This is a genomic window from Streptomyces sp. NPDC029956, assembly GCF_055574655.1.
Window position 1 is genome coordinate 168736 of record NZ_JBVHZJ010000004.1, and the last position, 17402, is coordinate 186137.

Genomic DNA, 17402 nt, shown 5'->3' on the forward strand with positions numbered 1-17402 from the left:
GTGGACACGATTGCCAGTCTGTTCAGCTTCATCACCTGGCCCGTTTCCTGGGTCATCGTCCAGTTCCACAAGGTGTACGGGGCGATCTTCGGCCCGGACACAGGCTGGGCCTGGGGCCTGTCGATCGTGTCCCTTGTGGTGCTGATCCGGATCTGTCTGATCCCGCTGTTCGTCAAGCAGATCAAGTCGACCCGGAACATGCAGGCGCTCCAGCCGAAGATGAAGGCGATCCAGGAGCGCTACAAGAGCGACAAGCAGCGTCAGTCCGAAGAGATGATGAAGCTGTACAAGGAGACGGGTACCAACCCGCTCTCCTCGTGCCTTCCCATCCTGGCGCAGTCGCCGTTCTTCTTCGCCCTTTACCACGTGCTCTCCTCGATCGCCTCGGGCAAGGAGATCGGCGTCATCGACGGCCCGCTGCTCGCCAGCGCCCGTCAGGCCCACATCTTCGGTGCCCCGCTCGCGTCGAAGTTCACGGACTCCGCCGCCGAGGTCGCCGCTCTCGACGCCTCGCTGACCTCGGTCCGCATCGTCACCGCGATCATGATCGTCATGATGTCGGCCTCGCAGTTCTTCACCCAGCGCCAGCTGATGATGAAGAACGTCGACCTCTCGGTGAAGACCCCGTACATGCAGCAGCAGAAGATGCTCATGTACATCTTCCCGGTGATCTTCGCCGTCATGGGTATCAACTTCCCCGTCGGTGTCCTCGTCTACTGGCTGACCACCAACGTGTGGACCATGGGCCAGCAGATGTACGTGATCAACCAGAACCCGACCCCGGGCAGCAAGGCGCAGGACTCCTACCTCCAGCGCCTGCTGAAGAGCATCACGCAGCACGAAGAGGTCCGCGGCCGTCGCCGGAAGACCATCGTCAAGGTCATCGTCGCCAAGGGCAGCGACCGCAACGAGAACGAGCGCCGCTTCTTCGCGGGTCTGACCAAGGCCGGCTTCGCCGCCCAGGCCGACGGCACCGTGATCAAGAGCGACACGATCGTGGCCGACGCCGAGGGCGGTCCCGCCGCCAGGCGCCAGCAGCCCAAGCGCCAGACCAAGGCCCAGCGCCAGGCCGCCCAGCACGCCGCAGTGAAGGACTCCGAGGAGGCTTCCGAGCCGGCCGCCGAAGAGGCGCCGACCACCTCGCTCGAGAAGAAGCCCCAGGGTCCGGCCAAGACCGCCGCGAAGGAAGAGCCGAAGGGCGAGGCGCAGGGCGACAAGTCCGCGCGTCCCCGCGCCAACTCCGGAGGGTCCCGTCAGCAGGGCAAGTCCGGTCAGCGCAAGGGCCAGCAGCGGCCCAAGCACCCGTCCTCCAAGAAGTAGTCCTCGTCGAAGCAAGAAGGAGTCCATCCGTGACGGAAGGCACCACCTCCGCCGCCGCCGAGGGTGGCGACACCCTGACCCGCCTGGAGCAGGAGGGTGAGATCGCGGCCGACTACCTCGAAGGCCTGCTCGACATCGCCGATCTCGACGGCGACATCGACATGGACGTCGAGGCGGACCGGGCCGCGGTCTCGATCATCAGCGACTCGGCTCGGGAGCTGCAGAAGCTCGTGGGCCGCGACGGCGAGGTCCTGGAGGCGCTCCAGGAGCTGACCCGACTGGCCGTGCACCGGGAGACCGGTGACCGCAGCCGTCTGATGCTCGACATCGCCGGATTCCGCGCCAAGAAGCGTGCCGAGCTCGCCGAGCTGGGCGCCAAGGCCGCGGGCGAAGTGAAGTCCACCGGCCAGCCGGTCAAGCTGGACCCGATGACGCCGTTCGAGCGCAAGGTCGTGCACGACGCGATCGCCGCCGCCGGTCTGCGCAGCGAGTCCGAGGGCGAGGAGCCGCAGCGCTTCGTCGTTGTTCTCCCGGCCTGAACCCTCACGTAGTGTCGGCCCCGTCTGTTCGCAGGCGGGGCCGATCTTTGTCAGCCTGATAGTCAGCCACCACAGTGCGCCCGCACACGATGCGTGCGGTACGGAAGGACGGTTCCCGTGACGGAGGAAGCGGAGCTCCCCGAGGCTCCGGAGCAGGCCCGGACAGTCTTCGGTGAGTACTTCCCGGAGGCCGTACGGTACGCGGAGCTCCTCGCGGACGCGGGTGTGAAGCGCGGTCTGATCGGCCCGCGCGAGGTCCCGCGGCTGTGGGAGCGGCACCTGCTGAACTGTGCGGTTCTCTCCGAGGTCGTCCCCGAGGGTGTCACCGTCTGCGACGTGGGCTCGGGCGCCGGGCTTCCCGGTATCCCCCTGGCGCTGGTGCGGCCCGACCTGAAGATCACGCTCCTGGAGCCGCTTCTCCGCCGGACGAACTTCCTCCAGGAGGTCGTCGAGCTGCTGGGCCTCGACCATGTGACCGTGGTCCGTGGGCGCGCGGAGGAGATGATGGGCAAGATCACGCCCGTGCATGTGGTGACGGCCCGCGCGGTGGCGCCGCTCGACCGGCTGGCCGGCTGGGGAGTTCCCCTGCTGCGTCCGTACGGGGAGATGCTGGCGCTCAAGGGGGATACCGCGGAGGAGGAGATCACCGGGGCTCGCGCCGCGCTCTCCCGTCTCGGTGTGGTGGAGACCTCCGTGCTGCAGGTGGGTGAGGGGATCGTCGATCCGCTGTCCACGGTCGTCCGGGTGGAGGTCGGTGAGAGCCCGGGTGGTGTGCGGTTCGCGGCCAAGCGTGCCAAGGCCGCCCGGACGAGCAAGACCCGTCGGCGCCGCTGAGCGTCGCATTCGTACCATTTCGGAGTGTCGAACGGTCCCGGCCGGGCAGCAGGGGCATGGTGTTTCACGTGAAACGTCGCTCACTGCTGCAGGGGATCATCAGCCGCGGTCGCGCGGCTGCCACGCCCCGGGACCGTAGACCCCGCGTGAACCCGCCCGCGAGGGTTACGGAGATGTCCACAGAGGTGGATTCACCCACAGAACCACCGACCTCGCTGGTTCACGACCCTGAAAGCATGGCAGGCTCTCCTCATCGCGAGCCTGAAGCCGAGGAGAGTGAATCCTTGCGGTCCGACGCCAACATCGCGGGACCGATGACCGATCCGGTCCCCGGTCCCCGAACCGAATCGGTGGGGGAGGATGTTTCACGTGAAACGCCGCCCCCGATGGACGACACCCCCATTGGTCGTGCTGCCCAGCTGGCAGTAGAGGCCCTCGGTCGTGCCGGTGAGGGACTTCCCCGCCCGGCGCAGACGCGCGTGATGGTGGTCGCCAATCAGAAGGGCGGCGTGGGCAAGACGACCACGACGGTCAACCTTGCCGCGTCGCTCGCCCTGCACGGGGCCCGGGTCCTGGTCATCGACCTGGACCCACAGGGCAACGCCTCCACGGCGCTCGGTATCGACCACCATGCCGAGGTCCCCTCGATCTACGACGTTCTCGTGGACAGCAGGCCGCTCTCCGAAGTGGTGCAGCCGGTCATGGATGTCGAGGGCCTGTTCTGCGCCCCCGCGACCATCGACCTTGCCGGCGCGGAGATCGAGCTGGTGTCGCTCGTGGCCCGTGAGAGCCGTCTGCAGCGGGCGATCCAGGCCTACGAGCAGCCGCTCGACTACATCCTGATCGACTGCCCGCCCTCGCTCGGCCTCCTCACGGTCAACGCCATGGTGGCCGGAGCCGAGGTGCTGATCCCGATCCAGTGCGAGTACTACGCACTGGAGGGGCTCGGCCAGCTCCTGCGGAACGTCGACCTGGTCCGGGGGCACCTCAACCCGGCACTCCATGTCTCGACGATCCTGCTCACCATGTACGACGGCCGGACGAGGCTCGCCTCCCAGGTCGCCGACGAGGTGCGCACCCACTTCGCCGAGGAGGTGCTGCGGACCAGCATCCCGAGGTCCGTCCGCATCTCGGAGGCACCGAGCTACGGGCAGACGGTCCTCACCTACGACCCGGGCTCCAGCGGCGCCCTGTCGTACCTCGAAGCGGCACGTGAGATCGCCCTGCGGGGGGCCGCCGTGCACTATGACCCGCAGCACGCCCATGTCGGGCACCAGAACCACCAGCGCAGCATGTCGGAGGGGATCCAGTGAGTGAGCGACGTAGGGGATTGGGGCGTGGGCTCGGTGCGCTGATCCCCGCTGCTCCCCAGGAACGGCAGTCGCCGTCGGGTGGCGTGGGCGTGGCCTCGCCCGGTGTGGCCCCGGCCATGCCTTCGGACCGGGGGGTCGCGGCCGCGAAGCTGGCGTCCCTGCCGCAGAGCGCGCAGTCCCCGGAGTCGGCTCCGTCGTGGAACGACACCGAGCCGGTGGTCCGGCCGGAGCCCCCGGCGGGTGCCTACTTCACCGAGCTTCCGCTCGACGCCATCGTGCCCAACCGGCACCAGCCGCGTGAGGTCTTCGACGAGGACGCCCTGGCGGAACTCGTCGTCTCCATCAAGGAGGTCGGCCTCCTCCAGCCCGTGGTCGTGCGCAAGACCGACGGCGACGGCTACGAGCTGGTCATGGGTGAGCGGCGTCTTCGGGCGTCCAAGGAAGCGGGTCTTGAGCGGATCCCCGCGATCGTCCGGGACACCGACGACGAGAAGATGCTCCTGGACGCGCTCCTGGAGAACCTCCACCGCGCCCAGCTGAACGCGATCGAAGAGGCTCACGCCTACGAGCAGCTGCTCAAGGACTTCGGCTGCACCCACGATCAGCTCGCGGAGCGGATCGGGCGCTCGCGCCCGCAGATCTCCAACACGCTGCGACTGCTGCGGCTCTCCCCGCCGGTGCAGCGCCGGGTCGCCGCCGGAGTGCTCTCCGCCGGCCACGCGCGGGCGCTGCTCGGTGTCGAGGACCCGGAGGCCCAGGACAAGCTGGCGTACCGGATCGTCTCCGAAGGCCTCTCGGTGCGTACCGTCGAGGAGATGGTGAGCCTCATGGGCTCCGAGGAGCCCGACGGTGCGGTCAAGCCGACGAAGCCGCGGGCCGGTGGCCGGGTCTCGCCCGCGCTCACGGACCTCGCCTCCCGTCTTTCGGACCGCTTCGAGACCCGGGTGAAGGTCGACCTCGGTCAGAAGAAGGGAAAGATCGTCGTCGAGTTCGCCTCGGTGGAGGATCTGGACCGGATCCTGGCGACCCTGGCTCCTGGCGAGGGACGGGTCATGGACCAGAAGAACACCGAGAAGGGGGCGGAGGGCTGACGCCTTTCGCTGTCCAAGGCCGCTGAGGGCGGGCCGTGCTCCGGTTTCACCGGAACAGGGCCCGCCCTTTGCCTGTGAGCGGTGTCGTCCCGATCAGCCGATCGATACGATTCCAGAAGGCGTATCCGTGCTCGAACGCGAGGGAAGTGAGGCGCGGCCGTGGGGCGTCGGCTCGTACCGCTCACGCTGGACAACCTTCCGGATCTGCCCAAGCGGTGTCGCTCCTGCGTCTTCTGGGAGCTCGACCCGGTGAGCGGAGAAGCCGCGGTGAAGTCTGGGCGTCCGGAGGCGGAGAAGGAGGCCTGGATCTCGGGGGTTCTCCTGGAGTGGGGCTCGTGCGGCCGGGTCGTCTATGTCGACGATGTGCCGGTCGGCTACGTGCTCTACGCTCCCCCGGCCTATGTGCCGCGTTCCACCGCCTTCCCCACGAGTCCCGTGGCGGCCGATGCCGCGCAGTTGATGACGGCCTGGATCATGCCCGGCTATCAGGGCCAGGGGCTCGGCCGGATGGTCGTACAGACCGTGGCCAAGGATCTGCTGCGGAGGGGCTTCAAGGCCATCGAGGCGTTCGGGGACGCGCGGTGGAAGGAGCCGGCCTGTGTGCTGCCGGCCGATCATCTGCTGGCGGTGGGCTTCAAGACGGTGCGGCCTCATCCGTCGTTCCCCAGGCTGCGGCTGGAGCTTCGGACGACGCTCTCCTGGAAGGAGGACGTCGAGATGGCGCTCGACCGGCTTCTCGGCGCGGTCCAGAAGGAACCCGTCCTGCGCCCTCTGTAGCGTCGGGACAGGAAGTCGGCCCGCTCGGGACACGAGAACGGCCCGCCCCGGAAGGGGCGGGCCGTTCGTCGTTTCACGTGAAACGTTGCTTCTGTTTCACGGTTTCACGTGAAACAGAGCGGGAGCATCAGGCCTTCGACGGCTCGACGAAGCCCTCGAGGTCGCGCAGGATGGCGGCCTTCGGCTTGGCACCGACGATCGTCTTCACGACCTCGCCGCCCTGGTAGACGTTCAGCGTCGGGATGGACATGACGCCGTACTTGGCAGCCGTGGCCGGGTTCTGGTCGATGTTGAGCTTCACGATCTCGATCTCGCCGTGCTCGGCGGCGATGGCCTCCAGCGACGGGGCGATCTGGCGGCACGGGCCGCACCACTCGGCCCAGAAGTCCACCAGGACGGGCTTGTCGCTCTTGAGGACGTCCTCTTCGAAGGAAGCGTCGGTCACAGTCTTCAGGGCCACAGCGGCCTCCTTGATCTCGCGGGGTGTGGGGTGAGGAGAGACGGGGTCAGACCGCGGGGGTCTCGGCCAGCTTCTCGCTGTCGGCGAGGGCGGCCAGGAAGCGCTCGGCGTCCAGCGCGGCGGAGCAGCCGGTGCCGGCGGCCGTGATGGCCTGACGGTAGGTGTGGTCGACGACGTCGCCGGCGCCGAAGACGCCCGTGAGGTTGGTGCGCGTCGACGGGGCGGCGACCTTGAGGTAGCCCTCCTCGTCGAGCTCCAGCTGCCCCTTGAAGAGCTCGGTCCGCGGGTCGTGGCCGACAGCGATGAAGAGGCCGGTGACGGGCAGCTGGCGCGTCTCGCCGGTCTTCGTGTCGCGCAGGGTCAGGCCGCTGAGCTTCTGCTCACCGTGGATCTCGGTGACCTCGCTGTCCCAGGCGAAGGAGATCTTCGGGTCGGCGAAGGCGCGCTCCTGCATGGCCTTCGAGGCACGCAGGCTGTCCCGGCGGTGGACGATGGTGACCGTCTTGGCGAAGCGCGAGAGGAAGGTGGCCTCCTCGATCGCGGTGTCGCCGCCACCGACGACGGCGATGTCCTGGTCCTTGAAGAAGAACCCGTCGCAGGTCGCGCACCAGGAGACGCCGCGGCCGGAGAGCGTGTCCTCATTCGGGAGGCCGAGCTTGCGGTGCTGCGAGCCGGTGGTGACGATGACGGCCTTGGCACGGTGCACGGTGCCGGCGGTGTCGGTGACGGTCTTGATCTCACCGGACAGGTCCACGGAGATGATGTCGTCGGGGACGAGCTCGGCGCCGAAGCGCTCGGCCTGCGCCCGCATGTTGTCCATCAGGTCCGGGCCCATGATGCCGTCACGGAAGCCGGGGAAGTTCTCGACCTCGGTCGTGTTCATGAGTGCGCCACCGGCGGTGACGGCACCTTCGAAGACCAGGGGGTTCAGCGACGCTCGGGCGGTGTAGAGCGCAGCGGTGTAACCCGCGGGCCCGGAGCCGATAATGATCACGTTACGGACGTCGCTCACGGGTTTCTTCCTCGTCTCTGCAGACTGGCACTGCCTACGGGGGCGGTTGTCTCGGTCACTCTCACCCCACCCAACGGATCCTAAGGGGCGTACATTCCCGAAACCGCCGCGCGGCACCGTCGCAGGACGGGGAGAGAGGTCAGGAGCGGGGATACGTCTCGCTGAACAGCAGATCCGCGTCCGCGCTTCCGCTCCCGGCGGTCTGTTCCGCGCAGGAGGCGTCGACCACATAGGCCTGGACCCGCTTGCTGTCCGCGGGATCGGCGAGCACCAGCAGATAGGCGGGCTTCCCCTGGTATTCGCCCTGTTCGTGTTCCAGGACCGCGTCGGAGCGGCCGGTGCCGGCCAGGACACAGCCGGGGACGACGCTGTCCTTGTTCCGTTGGGGCGCCCCGGTCTCGGTTTCGGCGGACATCGATTCCGGTCCGATTCCACGGGGTGTCCCGACGGACTGGTCCTCGCTCAGGAGCGCGCGGACCCGGTCCTCGACCGGGGAGCCGGAGAAGGGGCTCAGGGCGGCCCCGGCGACGGTGTCGGCCTTCTTGGTGTCGCCTGCCTCGCCTCCGGCGGTCACGTTGCCCGCCTGGCTGAGATAGAGGCTCGTGCCGAGGACCACGGCACCGAAGGCGGCGCCGAGCGTCGCGAGCAGGGCGATGCGACGGCGTCGGGGCTTCCCGGCCCGCCCGGGGCCGGTGGCGGCACCGGAGCGACCCGCAGGGCGATCCGTGCCGCGGCCGGCGGGGCGGTCGGTGGCAGGGGCGGGAGAGTCCGCGGGAGCCGCCGCGGGGGTGGCGGGCGATGTTTCACGTGAAACGGGGGTATCGCTCCCCGGCGTGGTGGCGTTGAGGAGGGCCTCCGCGGCGAGGGCGGCATCGATCCGTCCGGCGATCTCCGCGGGCATGCGGGGCGGCCCGGGAAGGGTGCCGAGCAGTCCTCGGATCTCCTCCAGAGAGGTGCGTACGTCCGCGCAGAGGGGGCATCCGTCCACGTGTCGGCGGACAGCGGCCGAGCGGGTCGGTGAGAGGAGCCCCTCGGTCAGATCGGAGATTTCCGAGACGTCCGGGTGCTGTGTGGTGTTGGCCCTGCCGGCCGTGGAAGTCACGTGCGCCCACCTCCGCCCTTCACAGCAGCTGGATCAGTCGGTCCGGTGTCCGTCGGTCCCGGCACCGGTGGGACGGATGTCCCCGGCGTCCGGTTCCTTCCCCCCTCAGGGGCTTCGTTACCCACCGTGTCGGCGCGCAGATGAGTGACCATCGGAAGCAGTCGTGCCCGCCCGCGCGCGCAACGGCTCTTCACCGTGCCGGTGGGAACGCCGAGGATACGGGCCGCCTCGGCGACCGGGTATCCCTGCATGTCGACCAGGACGAGGGCGGCGCGCTGATCGGCGGGGATCGCAGCGAGCGCGGCGAGGACTTCACGGTGGACGTCCTGGCGCTCCACGGGAGCTTCGGCGGACTCGTGGGGTTCGAGGAGCTGTTCGAACCGGTCGTTGTCGTCGACGGGCGAGGTCTTGCGCGAGGCCGCTTTGCGGAGACGGTCGAGACAGGCGTTGACCGTGATGCGGTGGAGCCACGTTGTGACGGCCGACTGGCCGCGGAAGGTGTGGGCGGCCCGGAAGGCCGACAGCAGGGCGTCCTGGACGGCGTCAGCGGCCTCCTCGCGGTCCCCCAGGGTGCGCAGGGCCACCGCCCAGAGCCGGTCGCGGTGGCGCCGTACGAGCTCACCGAAGGCGTCGGGATCTCCGGCGACATGGCGAGCCAGGAGTTCCTGGTCGTCCGTGGCGTCGTCTATCGGTCGGTCCAACGGTGAGCCCCCTCCCCTGCGGTCGTCAGCCCATGATCTTGACTTCGCTCAGCTTGCCCCGGTAGCCCCCGTCGTTGGAGGGCAGTTCGGTCAGCCACACGAGAACGTAGCGGGTCGTGACGGGCTTGGTGAGTTTCAGGGCGACCTGGCTTCCCTGACCCTTCGCCTGGGTGGTGTACGCGTCTGGCTGGGACGGCTGCGACGTCGCGTCGGACGGTGCCGTACGCAGCTCCACCGAGGTGTCGCCGACGAACGACAGGTCGACCTCGCTGATGTTCTGCGCCTTGCCCAGGTCGAGCACGAGGCCCACGCCGGTCTTCAGATTGGCGAACCCGAGGCCGCGGTAGTTCTCGGTGTACCAGTACGTGCTGGGATCGCCGTCGTAGGCGAGGTCTATGGCCTGGGGCTTCTCGGAGCCGTTCCCCAGCGGGTCGAAGTCCTGGGCCGACTCGATGGTGACCGGCTTGAGGGGCGCGGGCTTCTCGTCGACCGTCGGCGTCGGACCCGGAGTCTCCTTCTGCACGGAGTCCGCCGCGAGGAGCCGGTCGGCGATCTGCCAGCTGCCGAGGCCGAGAGCCGCGATCAGGAGGGCGGACACGGCCCACTTCAGAGCCCTGCCGGTACGGCTCTGCAGCGGGGGCGGCGGGACGACCACCGGCTGGGTGGTCGCCGGGTGCACCTGAGGACGCCCGTACGTGCCCTGCTGGTACGTCGTGCGCTGGTACTCCGGCGGAGCGGTGAACTCGGGCTCCGGGGGCCTCACCCGGGGCATCGCGGCCACGGCCTTGGCCAGCTCGTCCGGAGTGGTGCAGGGCGGCTCCTGACGCGAGGCGGTGGCCCCGTCGTTGGCCAGGGCGCGCATGGCGATCTCGGAGAGGCCCCGGTGGACACCGGCGCGGACCTGGTCGGGCGGGAGCAGGCCGACGCCCTTGGGCAGCCCGGAGAGCCCGTAGGCGTCGCTGTCGTACGGCCAGCGCTGGGTGAGCGCGGCGTACAGGAGCGCGCCGATGGCCTCCGTGTCGTTGCGCTGCGGACGCTCGGCGGTGATGCCGCGCAGGGCGGCGTTCACGGCCAGGCCGCGGATCCGGTACTGGCCGGTGGAGCTGCGCAGGACGGCACTCGGCGTGAGCCGGAGGTGGGCGAGGCCTTCGCGGTGGGCGGCGGCCATGGCCTGGGAGACCTGGCTGACGAGCTGGTAGGCGTCGTGGGGTTCCAGCGGGCCGGCCGCCAGTAGCGCGGTCAGCTCGGTGGAGTCGGGCAGCCACTCGTGCACGACGTACACGAGGTCGTTCTCCTCGACGGCGTCGAGGACCTGCACGAAGCGGGGGTCGCCGAGGAGGGCCGAGGAGCGGGCCGCGGCCAGGACCGAACGGGCTCTCGGGTGGTCGGCGGGCAGCAGGTGGACCCCGACGGCACGCCGTAGTTTCTCGTCGACGGCACGCCAGCTGCTGAACCCGTCCAGACGGGTGACGCACTCCTCCAGCCGGTAGCGTCGGGCCAGTTTGTGGCCGCTGTGCAGTTCCGGAGCCGTGATGGAGGGCTGTTCGCCGCTCTGTCGTTCGACCGCCTTCTTGTCCGTGGCCTCGGCGGATTGCTCCGCCGCCTTCTTCTTGTCCGCCACCCCGTCGGTCGCGGCCGTGTCCGCCTTGGCGGTCAGCGGGTCGTCACCGCTGTTGTCGGCCACGTCGACGGCAGCCGTGCTACGTTCCGCCACCGTCGTTCCTGCCTCCCCATCCGTTGCGCCACATCCAACAGCCAAGCCAATTGTGCCCACAGTCGGACGCTATGCACGACACGCGGTTCCCCCCGATGGTTGTGCGGGAGCTGCAGACTCAGCGTCCCAGGCGTCCGCGCACCATCCCGACCAGGGTGTTCAGCTCCGCGATCCGCATGCGCTTGGCCGCGACGAAGAAGACACCGAGGAGCACTGCGCCGCCGATGACCAGGGCGACCAGCGAACCCAACGCCCCCTCGCCGAGGAGCTTCAGCAGGCCGAAGCCGACAGCGCCGGAGACGATGGCGGCGGGCACGGAGGCCATGCAGAGGCGGGCATAGGTCCGCATCACGTGGGTGCCGTCCAGGTCGCCGCCCAGGCGCTTGCGGAGGCGGCGCCAGGCGATGCCGACGCCGACGGCGTAGGCGAGGCCGTACGAGGCGGCCATGCCGACGACGGCCCACTGGGCGGGCAGCACGACGTAACAGATCGCGGAGGCAGCCGCGTTGACGGCGGCGACGATGACGGTGTTGTAGAAGGGCGTCCGGGTGTCCTCGTAGGCGTAGAAGCCTCGGAGCACGACGTACTGGACGGAGTAGGGGATCAGACCGAGGCCGAAGGCCATCAGGATGAAGCCCATGCCCTGGGCCGCCTCGACGCCGCTGGAGGCGTAGAGCAGGGTGCACATCGGGACGCCGAGCGCCAGGAAGGCGAAGGAGACCGGGACGATCGCGACGGCCGAGTTGCGCAGCCCCTGCGAGATGTCGTCCCGGACGGCGCCCGGGTCGCCGTCGTGGGCGGCGCGGGAGATCCGCGGGAGCAGCGCGGCCATGACGGAGACCGTGATGATGGCCTGCGGCATGCCCCAGATCAGCTGGGCGTTGGAGTAGGCGAGGAAGCCCGCACCGTTCTTCCCGGACTCCTCACCGGCCGCCGTGGCGAGCTGGGTGACGACCAGCACGCCCGCCTGGTTGGCGAGGACGAAGAGCACGGTCCACTTGGCGAGCTTGACCGTCTTGCCGAGCCCGTGGCCCTTCCAGTCGAAGCGGGGGCGGAAGCGGAAGCCGGTTTCCCGGAGGTACGGGATCATCGCCAGGGCCTGGACGACGAGTCCGAGCAGCGTGCCGATGCCGAGCAGGCGGATGCCCTCGTCGGGGATGGTCTGCACACCCATGTGGGACTCGGCGGAGGTGCCGTAGACCCAGATGAACAGGCCGAAGGTGACGATCATGACGATGTTGTTGAGGACCGGGGTCCACATCATCGCGCCGAACTTGCCGCGGGCGTTGAGGATCTGACCCATCACCACATGTACGCCCATGAAGAAGATCGTGGGCAGGCAGTAGCGGGCGAAGGTGACGGCCACGCTGTTGGCGGCGGCGTCGTCGGCGATGGTGTTCGACATCAGCCGGATGAGCAGCGGTGCCGCGAAGACGGCCAGGACCACGATCGCGCCGAGCGCCACCATCACCAGGGTGAGCAGGCGGTTGGCGTAGGCGTCGCCGCCGTCCTCGTCGTTCTTCATCGAGCGGACGAGCTGCGGGACGAAGACCGAGTTGAGGCCGCCGCCGACGGTGAGGATGTAGATCATCGTCGGCAGGGTGTAGGCGATGGTGAAGGTGTCACCGAGCAGGGCGGCGCCGAGCGCACCGGTGATCACCAGGCTGCGGACGAAGCCGGTGAGCCGGGAGACCAGGGTGCCGGCGGCCATCACCGCGCTCGACTTCAGCAGCCCCGACGCGCGGCCGGACTTCTTGGGGGCGGGGGCGGGCATGGGATCCGGCTCCGGGGCGGGCGGGGGTACCTGGCCGGGCGTCTGCTGGTCCCGGTAGAGGTGCGCGAAGGCGTCCGGCTCGGGTTCCTCCTGGCCGGCCCGGGTCACCAGGTCGTCGACGCCGGTGAACTGGACGGTGCGCGCGTCGTCGCCGTACGGCAGGTGGCGGGAGGAGCCCTCGGGCTCCGGTGCCGGGGTCTGGGCCCACACCCGGGGGTCGGGGGCGTGGTGGGGTGCGGCCGGCTGCTGGTAGAGCGGCTGCGGCTCCTGGTACGTGCCGGGCGGGGGCGGCGGATGCGCGGCGCGGTCGTAGAGCGCCTCGGTCACCGGGTCCTGCGCGGACAGGTCCTGGGCCCGGTACGGGTCGTGGGTGAAGACGTCCTGGACGTAGGGGTCCTGGGCGTACGGGTTCTGCTGGTAGCCGTCCTGCGCGTAGCCGTCCGGCGCGTAGGGGGCGTGACCCTGGGCGCCGGGAGTCCCGGGCGGCGGGGGCGGCACCGGCGGGTGGCCGGAGCCGGGGGGTGCCGCGGGCGTCCCACCGGACGGCGGGGTGCCGCCCGCACCCTCGCCGCGGTCACCGTCGTACGGCGCGTTCATGGTTACCCCACCTCATCGTCCCCGGCCGACCGGCCACGACATCGCTCAACGGTCCACTTTCTCACCCGGGCCCGACGGGTCGCCGCTTTCGGGCCCGGTGTCCGGTGTCGGGTCACTCGGCTGCTCGGGTTCGTCCGCGTCGGGCTCCTCCGCAGGGCCTGCCGACTCCCGTGGCGTGTCCGAGCCGGTATCCGGCCCGGGTTCCGCTCCGGGTTCCGCTCCGGAATCCGGGTGCGGCTCCGTCTCCTCCGGGGCGGTGTCCGTCTCCGCCGCTTCGGCCTCGGCGTTCCGCGCGGCCACCCGCTTGCGCTGGCTGTACATCCGCACGCCGGCCAGGACCAGGAGGAGGACGCCACCGGCGATCACGAGCATCACCGTGGCGGTGATCTCGGAGACCTTCACGGTGAACGTCATCGGCTGCCCGTAGGGCGTGCCGTCCTCGGTGTAGAGCTGGGCCGTCATCGGCACCTGGCCGTTGACGTTCGCGGAGGCGGAGAACTTCACCGACTGGCTGTGGCCGCCGCTGATCTTCACGGGCAGCTCTTTGTACCTCTCGCCGCTCAGGTTGAGGCGGTTCTTGCTGCCGGAGGTGAGCCGCAGCACGAGATGCACGTCCTGCAGCAGCTTGTTCTGGACGGTCACCGGGATCGTCGCGCTGCGGCCGGAGAGGGTGAGGTCGGACTTGTCGACCAGCTGGACCCCCTCGGTGAGGGTCTGCAGATACTCCAGGACGTTGATCCGGTAGAGCGCCGCGGCTCGGGCCTGCCCCCGCCACGACGTCGACATCTCGCGGTTGATCGCGTTGGTGAACGGGGGCACGACGCGGTCCTGTGCGGTGAGGATGACCTTGAAGTCGTCCAGCTCGTCGCGCGTGGTCTTCATGTCGCGGAAGGCCTGGACCGGAAGCTCCCGGTCGCGCAGCTTCTTCGGATACCGGGAGCCGGCGGGCACCGTGGTGGAGGCGTCGGGGTCCGGCTTGGCCGCTGCGGCCGCCAGGAGGTCGCTGGGCTGGCTCCACCGCTTGGCGGAGAGCCCGCGCAGGGCGGTCGCCATGCTCTGCGCCTGCGAGACGGTCGGTACCCGCTGCGGGGCGACCACGATGCTGCGCTGGTCCTCCGGCTGTTCCAGGGTGATCGCGAGGGACTGGGCGAGGAACTCCTGGACCGCGAGGGTCGAGTTCTCCGTCCGGACCATGTCTCCCTCGAAGGCCGTGGACAGGAGCGCGTCGCTCACCACCGCGGTGGTGCCGTTGCTGAAGGGGCGGGCCGCGGTGGGCGTGTAGGAGAGGTCGTCGCGGACGCTGTCGCTGCGGGCGATCACCTTGTCGGCACCGGCCGAGGTCGCCACCGCCATGATGGACGGATCGACGGCTCCGTCGACGGGCCAGGCGAAGTCGGTGGCGGGCTGGACGTGGAGGATCGTGTCGACCGTCGTCCCGGCGAGGGCGGTCGCCGACTGGAGGTGGCCCAGCGAGCCGGGGACGTCCTTGCCGCGGTGGGCGAGGGAGGCCAGGTCGGGGTCGGCGAACGGCAGGGCGACGACCTTGTGGCCCTGGACGGCCTTCTCCAGCGAGCCCAGCCACCGCTCGGCGACGGCCTGGTGCTTGCCGGGGACGGGCAGGGCGCCGTCCTTGACGCGGTAGCCGTTCGCCATGGCGTCGACGGAGGCCAGCAGATCCGGGTCGACCACCCAGGTGACCGGGAGGTCCTTGCCCAGCGAGACGAGTTCGTCGAGCCTTCCGCCCGGCTTCAGCTCGGCCGCCAGGGTGTCGTCCTCGAACACCGGGGTCTGCTGGACGTCGGTGGCCGTCTCGGCCGACACATGGGCCGAGGAGATCAGCGGCCAGAGGTAGGTGAGCTGGGTCCTCTTGTCGGTGGCCTCGGGCTGGTACGGCACGAAGGTCCGCTCGATACCGAGCACCCGGTCGTAGCGGTGGTCCGAGGTCTGCCCGGTGAGCGAGACGCCCAGCTGGTAGACGCCCGCCTCGTCGAGTCCGAGGTCGGAGACCGGCACGGAGAGGGAGAAGTCCGCGCTGAGGCCGGGGCCCAGCCGGGGGATCTTGATCGTGGGCGCGTCGTCGAGAGGGGGGGGATCGCTGTAGGGCCGGAAACCGGTGCGCCCCGTCACCTGCTCGATCTCGCTGCGGCTCGTCATCTGCGGCCCGACCCGCAGGTCCACCTCGGCGTCGGTCACCGTCTTCTTGCCCCGGTTGGTCACCGTGCCGGAGATGGTGACCGTGTCCCCCTCGACGGGCGCGCTCGGCGCCAGCGTGTCGAGAGACACATCGACCGTCTTCGATCCGGGGGCGTCCTCGGCGGCGAACGCCGGGGAGGAGGTGGCCGGGGCCTGAAGGAGGCCGGCCAGGAGCGGTGCCCCGAAGGCGACGGTGATCGTGCGCCGCAGCCATCGGCGGGCAGGTGAGGGACCGGTCCCCTGGATGTCTGCCGCCTCGGCCACGCGTTCGCCCGTCCTCGTCGTTGTCTCTGGTGTCAGTGGTGTGGATGGTTCCCGGTTGCTGTGTCCAGGCATGGTAACGAGGCACGCTGGGAGCAAGTGCCGGGGACTGCTCCAGGCGATCTTCGACGGGGCCGGTGCGACGGCTCCCGGTGCACCGACCACGGGAAAACGAGGACGTCGGCGCGGGCCGGGGCACGTACCCTTTTCTGTTGTGCCGAACGCCAACGAAGACACCCCGACTGCACTGAGCCAGGTGCAACGCCGCGCGGTCAGTGAACTGCTGCGTGTGTCCCCTGTCGCCGACGACCTCGCCCGCCGTTTCCAGGAGGCCGGGTTCAGCCTCGCGCTGGTCGGCGGATCGGTACGGGACGCGTTGCTCGGCCGGCTCGGCAACGACCTGGACTTCACCACCGACGCCCGCCCCGAGGACGTACTGAAGATCGTCCGCCCGTGGGCCGACGCGGTGTGGGAGGTCGGCATCGCCTTCGGGACCGTCGGCTGCCAGAAGGAGGCCCGCGTCGGAGACGTCGATCAGAGTTATCAGATCGAGGTCACCACGTACCGCTCGGAGGCCTACGACCGGACCTCGCGCAAGCCCGAGGTCTCCTACGGCGACTCCATCGACGAGGACCTCGTCCGGCGTGACTTCACCGTCAACGCCATGGCCGTGGCGCTCCCGGAGAAGGAGTTCATCGACCCGTACGGCGGCCTGGAGGACCTCGCCGCCCGCGTGCTGCGCACGCCGGGCACCCCGGAGGCGTCCTTCTCCGACGACCCGCTGCGCATGATGCGGGCCGCGCGCTTCGCCGCTCAGCTGGACTTCGAGGTGGCCCCCGAGGTCGTCACGGCGATGAAGGAGATGTCCGGCCGGATCGAGATCGTCTCCGCCGAGCGGGTCCGTGACGAGCTCAACAAGCTGCTGCTCTCCTCCCACCCCAGGAAGGGCCTCGGGCTCCTCGTGGACACGGGCCTCGCCGACCATGTGCTCCCCGAGCTGCCGGCGCTGCGGCTGGAGAGCGATGAGCACCACCGGCACAAGGACGTCTACGAGCACTCGCTGACCGTGCTCGACCAGGCCATCGACCTGGAGGAGGACGGTCCGGACCTGGTGCTGCGCATCGCGGCCCTGCTCCACGACATCGGCAAGCCGCGTACCCGCCGCTTCGAGAAGGACGGCCGGGTCTCCTTCCACCACCACGAGGTGGTGGGCGCGAAGATGACCAAGAAGCGCATGACCGCGCTCAAGTACTCCAACGAGATGATCAAGGACGTCTCGCGGCTCGTGGAGCTGCATCTTCGCTTCCACGGCTACGGGACCGGGGAGTGGACCGACTCGGCCGTGCGTCGCTACGTCCGGGACGCCGGCCCGATGCTCTCGCGGCTGCACAAGCTGACCCGCTCGGACTGCACCACCCGCAACAAGCGCAAGGCGGGCGCGCTCTCTCGTGCCTACGACGGCCTGGAGGACCGCATCGCCCAGCTCCAGGAGCAGGAGGAGCTCGACTCGATCCGCCCCGACCTCGACGGCAACCAGATCCAGGAGATCCTGGGCATCGGCCCCGGTCCCGCCATCGGGCAGGCGTACAAGTTCCTGCTGGAGCTGCGGCTGGAGAACGGGCCGACGGAGCATGACCAGGCCGTGGCCGCGCTCAAGGAGTGGTGGGCCTCGCAGGGCTGACCTTCGTCCGCACGGGCCCATGTTTCACGTGAA

General features: G+C 69.7%; 14 protein-coding genes. 7 read left to right on the forward strand and 7 right to left on the reverse strand.

What is annotated here, in order from left to right; genetic code table 11:
* From yidC to ACZ4XX_RS04650, 6 genes are all read left to right on the forward strand, one after another.
* On the forward strand, positions 1–1320 hold the full coding sequence (gene yidC / locus ACZ4XX_RS04625; protein WP_468506508.1) for a membrane protein insertase YidC: 1320 nt from the start codon (positions 1–3) through the stop codon (positions 1318–1320).
* A gap of 29 nt (positions 1321–1349) precedes the next feature.
* A complete protein-coding gene (locus ACZ4XX_RS04630) occupies positions 1350–1859 on the forward strand; it encodes a Jag family protein (protein WP_030321234.1) in 510 nt (169 codons plus the stop codon).
* Between the two features lie 117 nt (positions 1860–1976).
* A complete protein-coding gene (gene rsmG, locus ACZ4XX_RS04635; protein WP_468506509.1) occupies positions 1977–2693 on the forward strand; it encodes a 16S rRNA (guanine(527)-N(7))-methyltransferase RsmG in 717 nt (238 codons plus the stop codon).
* A gap of 236 nt (positions 2694–2929) precedes the next feature.
* Positions 2930–4006, forward strand: a complete 1077-nt coding sequence (locus tag ACZ4XX_RS04640; protein ID WP_078944828.1) for a ParA family protein — start codon at positions 2930–2932, stop codon at positions 4004–4006.
* Positions 4003–5097 carry a ParB/RepB/Spo0J family partition protein gene (locus tag ACZ4XX_RS04645; RefSeq protein ID WP_468506510.1) on the forward strand — a complete coding sequence of 365 codons (1095 nt, stop codon included), beginning with the start codon at positions 4003–4005 and terminating at the stop codon, positions 5095–5097. Before ACZ4XX_RS04640 ends, ACZ4XX_RS04645 begins: the two co-directional genes overlap by 4 nt.
* Before the next feature lie 159 nt (positions 5098–5256).
* The gene (locus tag ACZ4XX_RS04650) at positions 5257–5874 is read left to right on the forward strand and encodes a GNAT family N-acetyltransferase (protein WP_468506511.1); all 618 of its coding nucleotides are present in this window, start codon (positions 5257–5259) and stop codon (positions 5872–5874) included.
* A gap of 127 nt (positions 5875–6001) precedes the next feature.
* Here ACZ4XX_RS04650 and trxA read toward each other — a convergent pair whose 3' ends face one another.
* The 7 genes from trxA to ACZ4XX_RS04685 all read right to left on the reverse strand — a co-directional run bounded on the left by trxA (position 6002) and on the right by ACZ4XX_RS04685 (position 15691).
* Positions 6002–6334: a thioredoxin gene (gene trxA / locus ACZ4XX_RS04655; protein WP_329280767.1), complete on the reverse strand. Its 333-nt coding sequence runs from the start codon at positions 6332–6334 to the stop codon at positions 6002–6004.
* Positions 6335–6380: 46 nt separating this feature from the next.
* Positions 6381–7346: a thioredoxin-disulfide reductase gene (gene trxB, locus ACZ4XX_RS04660; RefSeq protein WP_468506512.1), complete on the reverse strand. Its 966-nt coding sequence runs from the start codon at positions 7344–7346 to the stop codon at positions 6381–6383.
* A 139-nt stretch (positions 7347–7485) separates the two neighbouring features.
* Positions 7486–8448, reverse strand: a complete 963-nt coding sequence (locus ACZ4XX_RS04665; protein WP_468506513.1) for an anti-sigma factor — start codon at positions 8446–8448, stop codon at positions 7486–7488.
* Positions 8445–9149 (reverse strand): RNA polymerase sigma factor SigM, encoded by a 705-nt coding sequence (gene sigM / locus ACZ4XX_RS04670; RefSeq protein ID WP_468506514.1) that lies wholly within the window; start codon positions 9147–9149, stop codon positions 8445–8447. Before sigM ends, ACZ4XX_RS04665 begins: the two co-directional genes overlap by 4 nt.
* 25 nt (positions 9150–9174) lie before the next feature.
* Complete coding sequence (locus ACZ4XX_RS04675) at positions 9175–10863, reverse strand: serine/threonine protein kinase (RefSeq protein WP_468506515.1); 1689 nt, start codon at positions 10861–10863, stop codon at positions 9175–9177.
* A gap of 118 nt (positions 10864–10981) precedes the next feature.
* Entirely contained in the window at positions 10982–13234 is a 2253-nt protein-coding gene (gene murJ / locus ACZ4XX_RS04680; protein ID WP_468506516.1) for a murein biosynthesis integral membrane protein MurJ, read from the reverse strand.
* Positions 13235–13279: 45 nt separating this feature from the next.
* Positions 13280–15691 carry a DUF6049 family protein gene (locus tag ACZ4XX_RS04685; protein WP_468506517.1) on the reverse strand — a complete coding sequence of 804 codons (2412 nt, stop codon included), beginning with the start codon at positions 15689–15691 and terminating at the stop codon, positions 13280–13282.
* A 211-nt stretch (positions 15692–15902) separates the two neighbouring features.
* Here ACZ4XX_RS04685 and ACZ4XX_RS04690 point away from each other — a divergent pair, with 211 nt between their 5' ends.
* On the forward strand, positions 15903–17369 hold the full coding sequence (locus ACZ4XX_RS04690; protein WP_468506518.1) for a CCA tRNA nucleotidyltransferase: 1467 nt from the start codon (positions 15903–15905) through the stop codon (positions 17367–17369).
* The last annotated feature ends 33 nt before the right edge of the window (positions 17370–17402 follow it).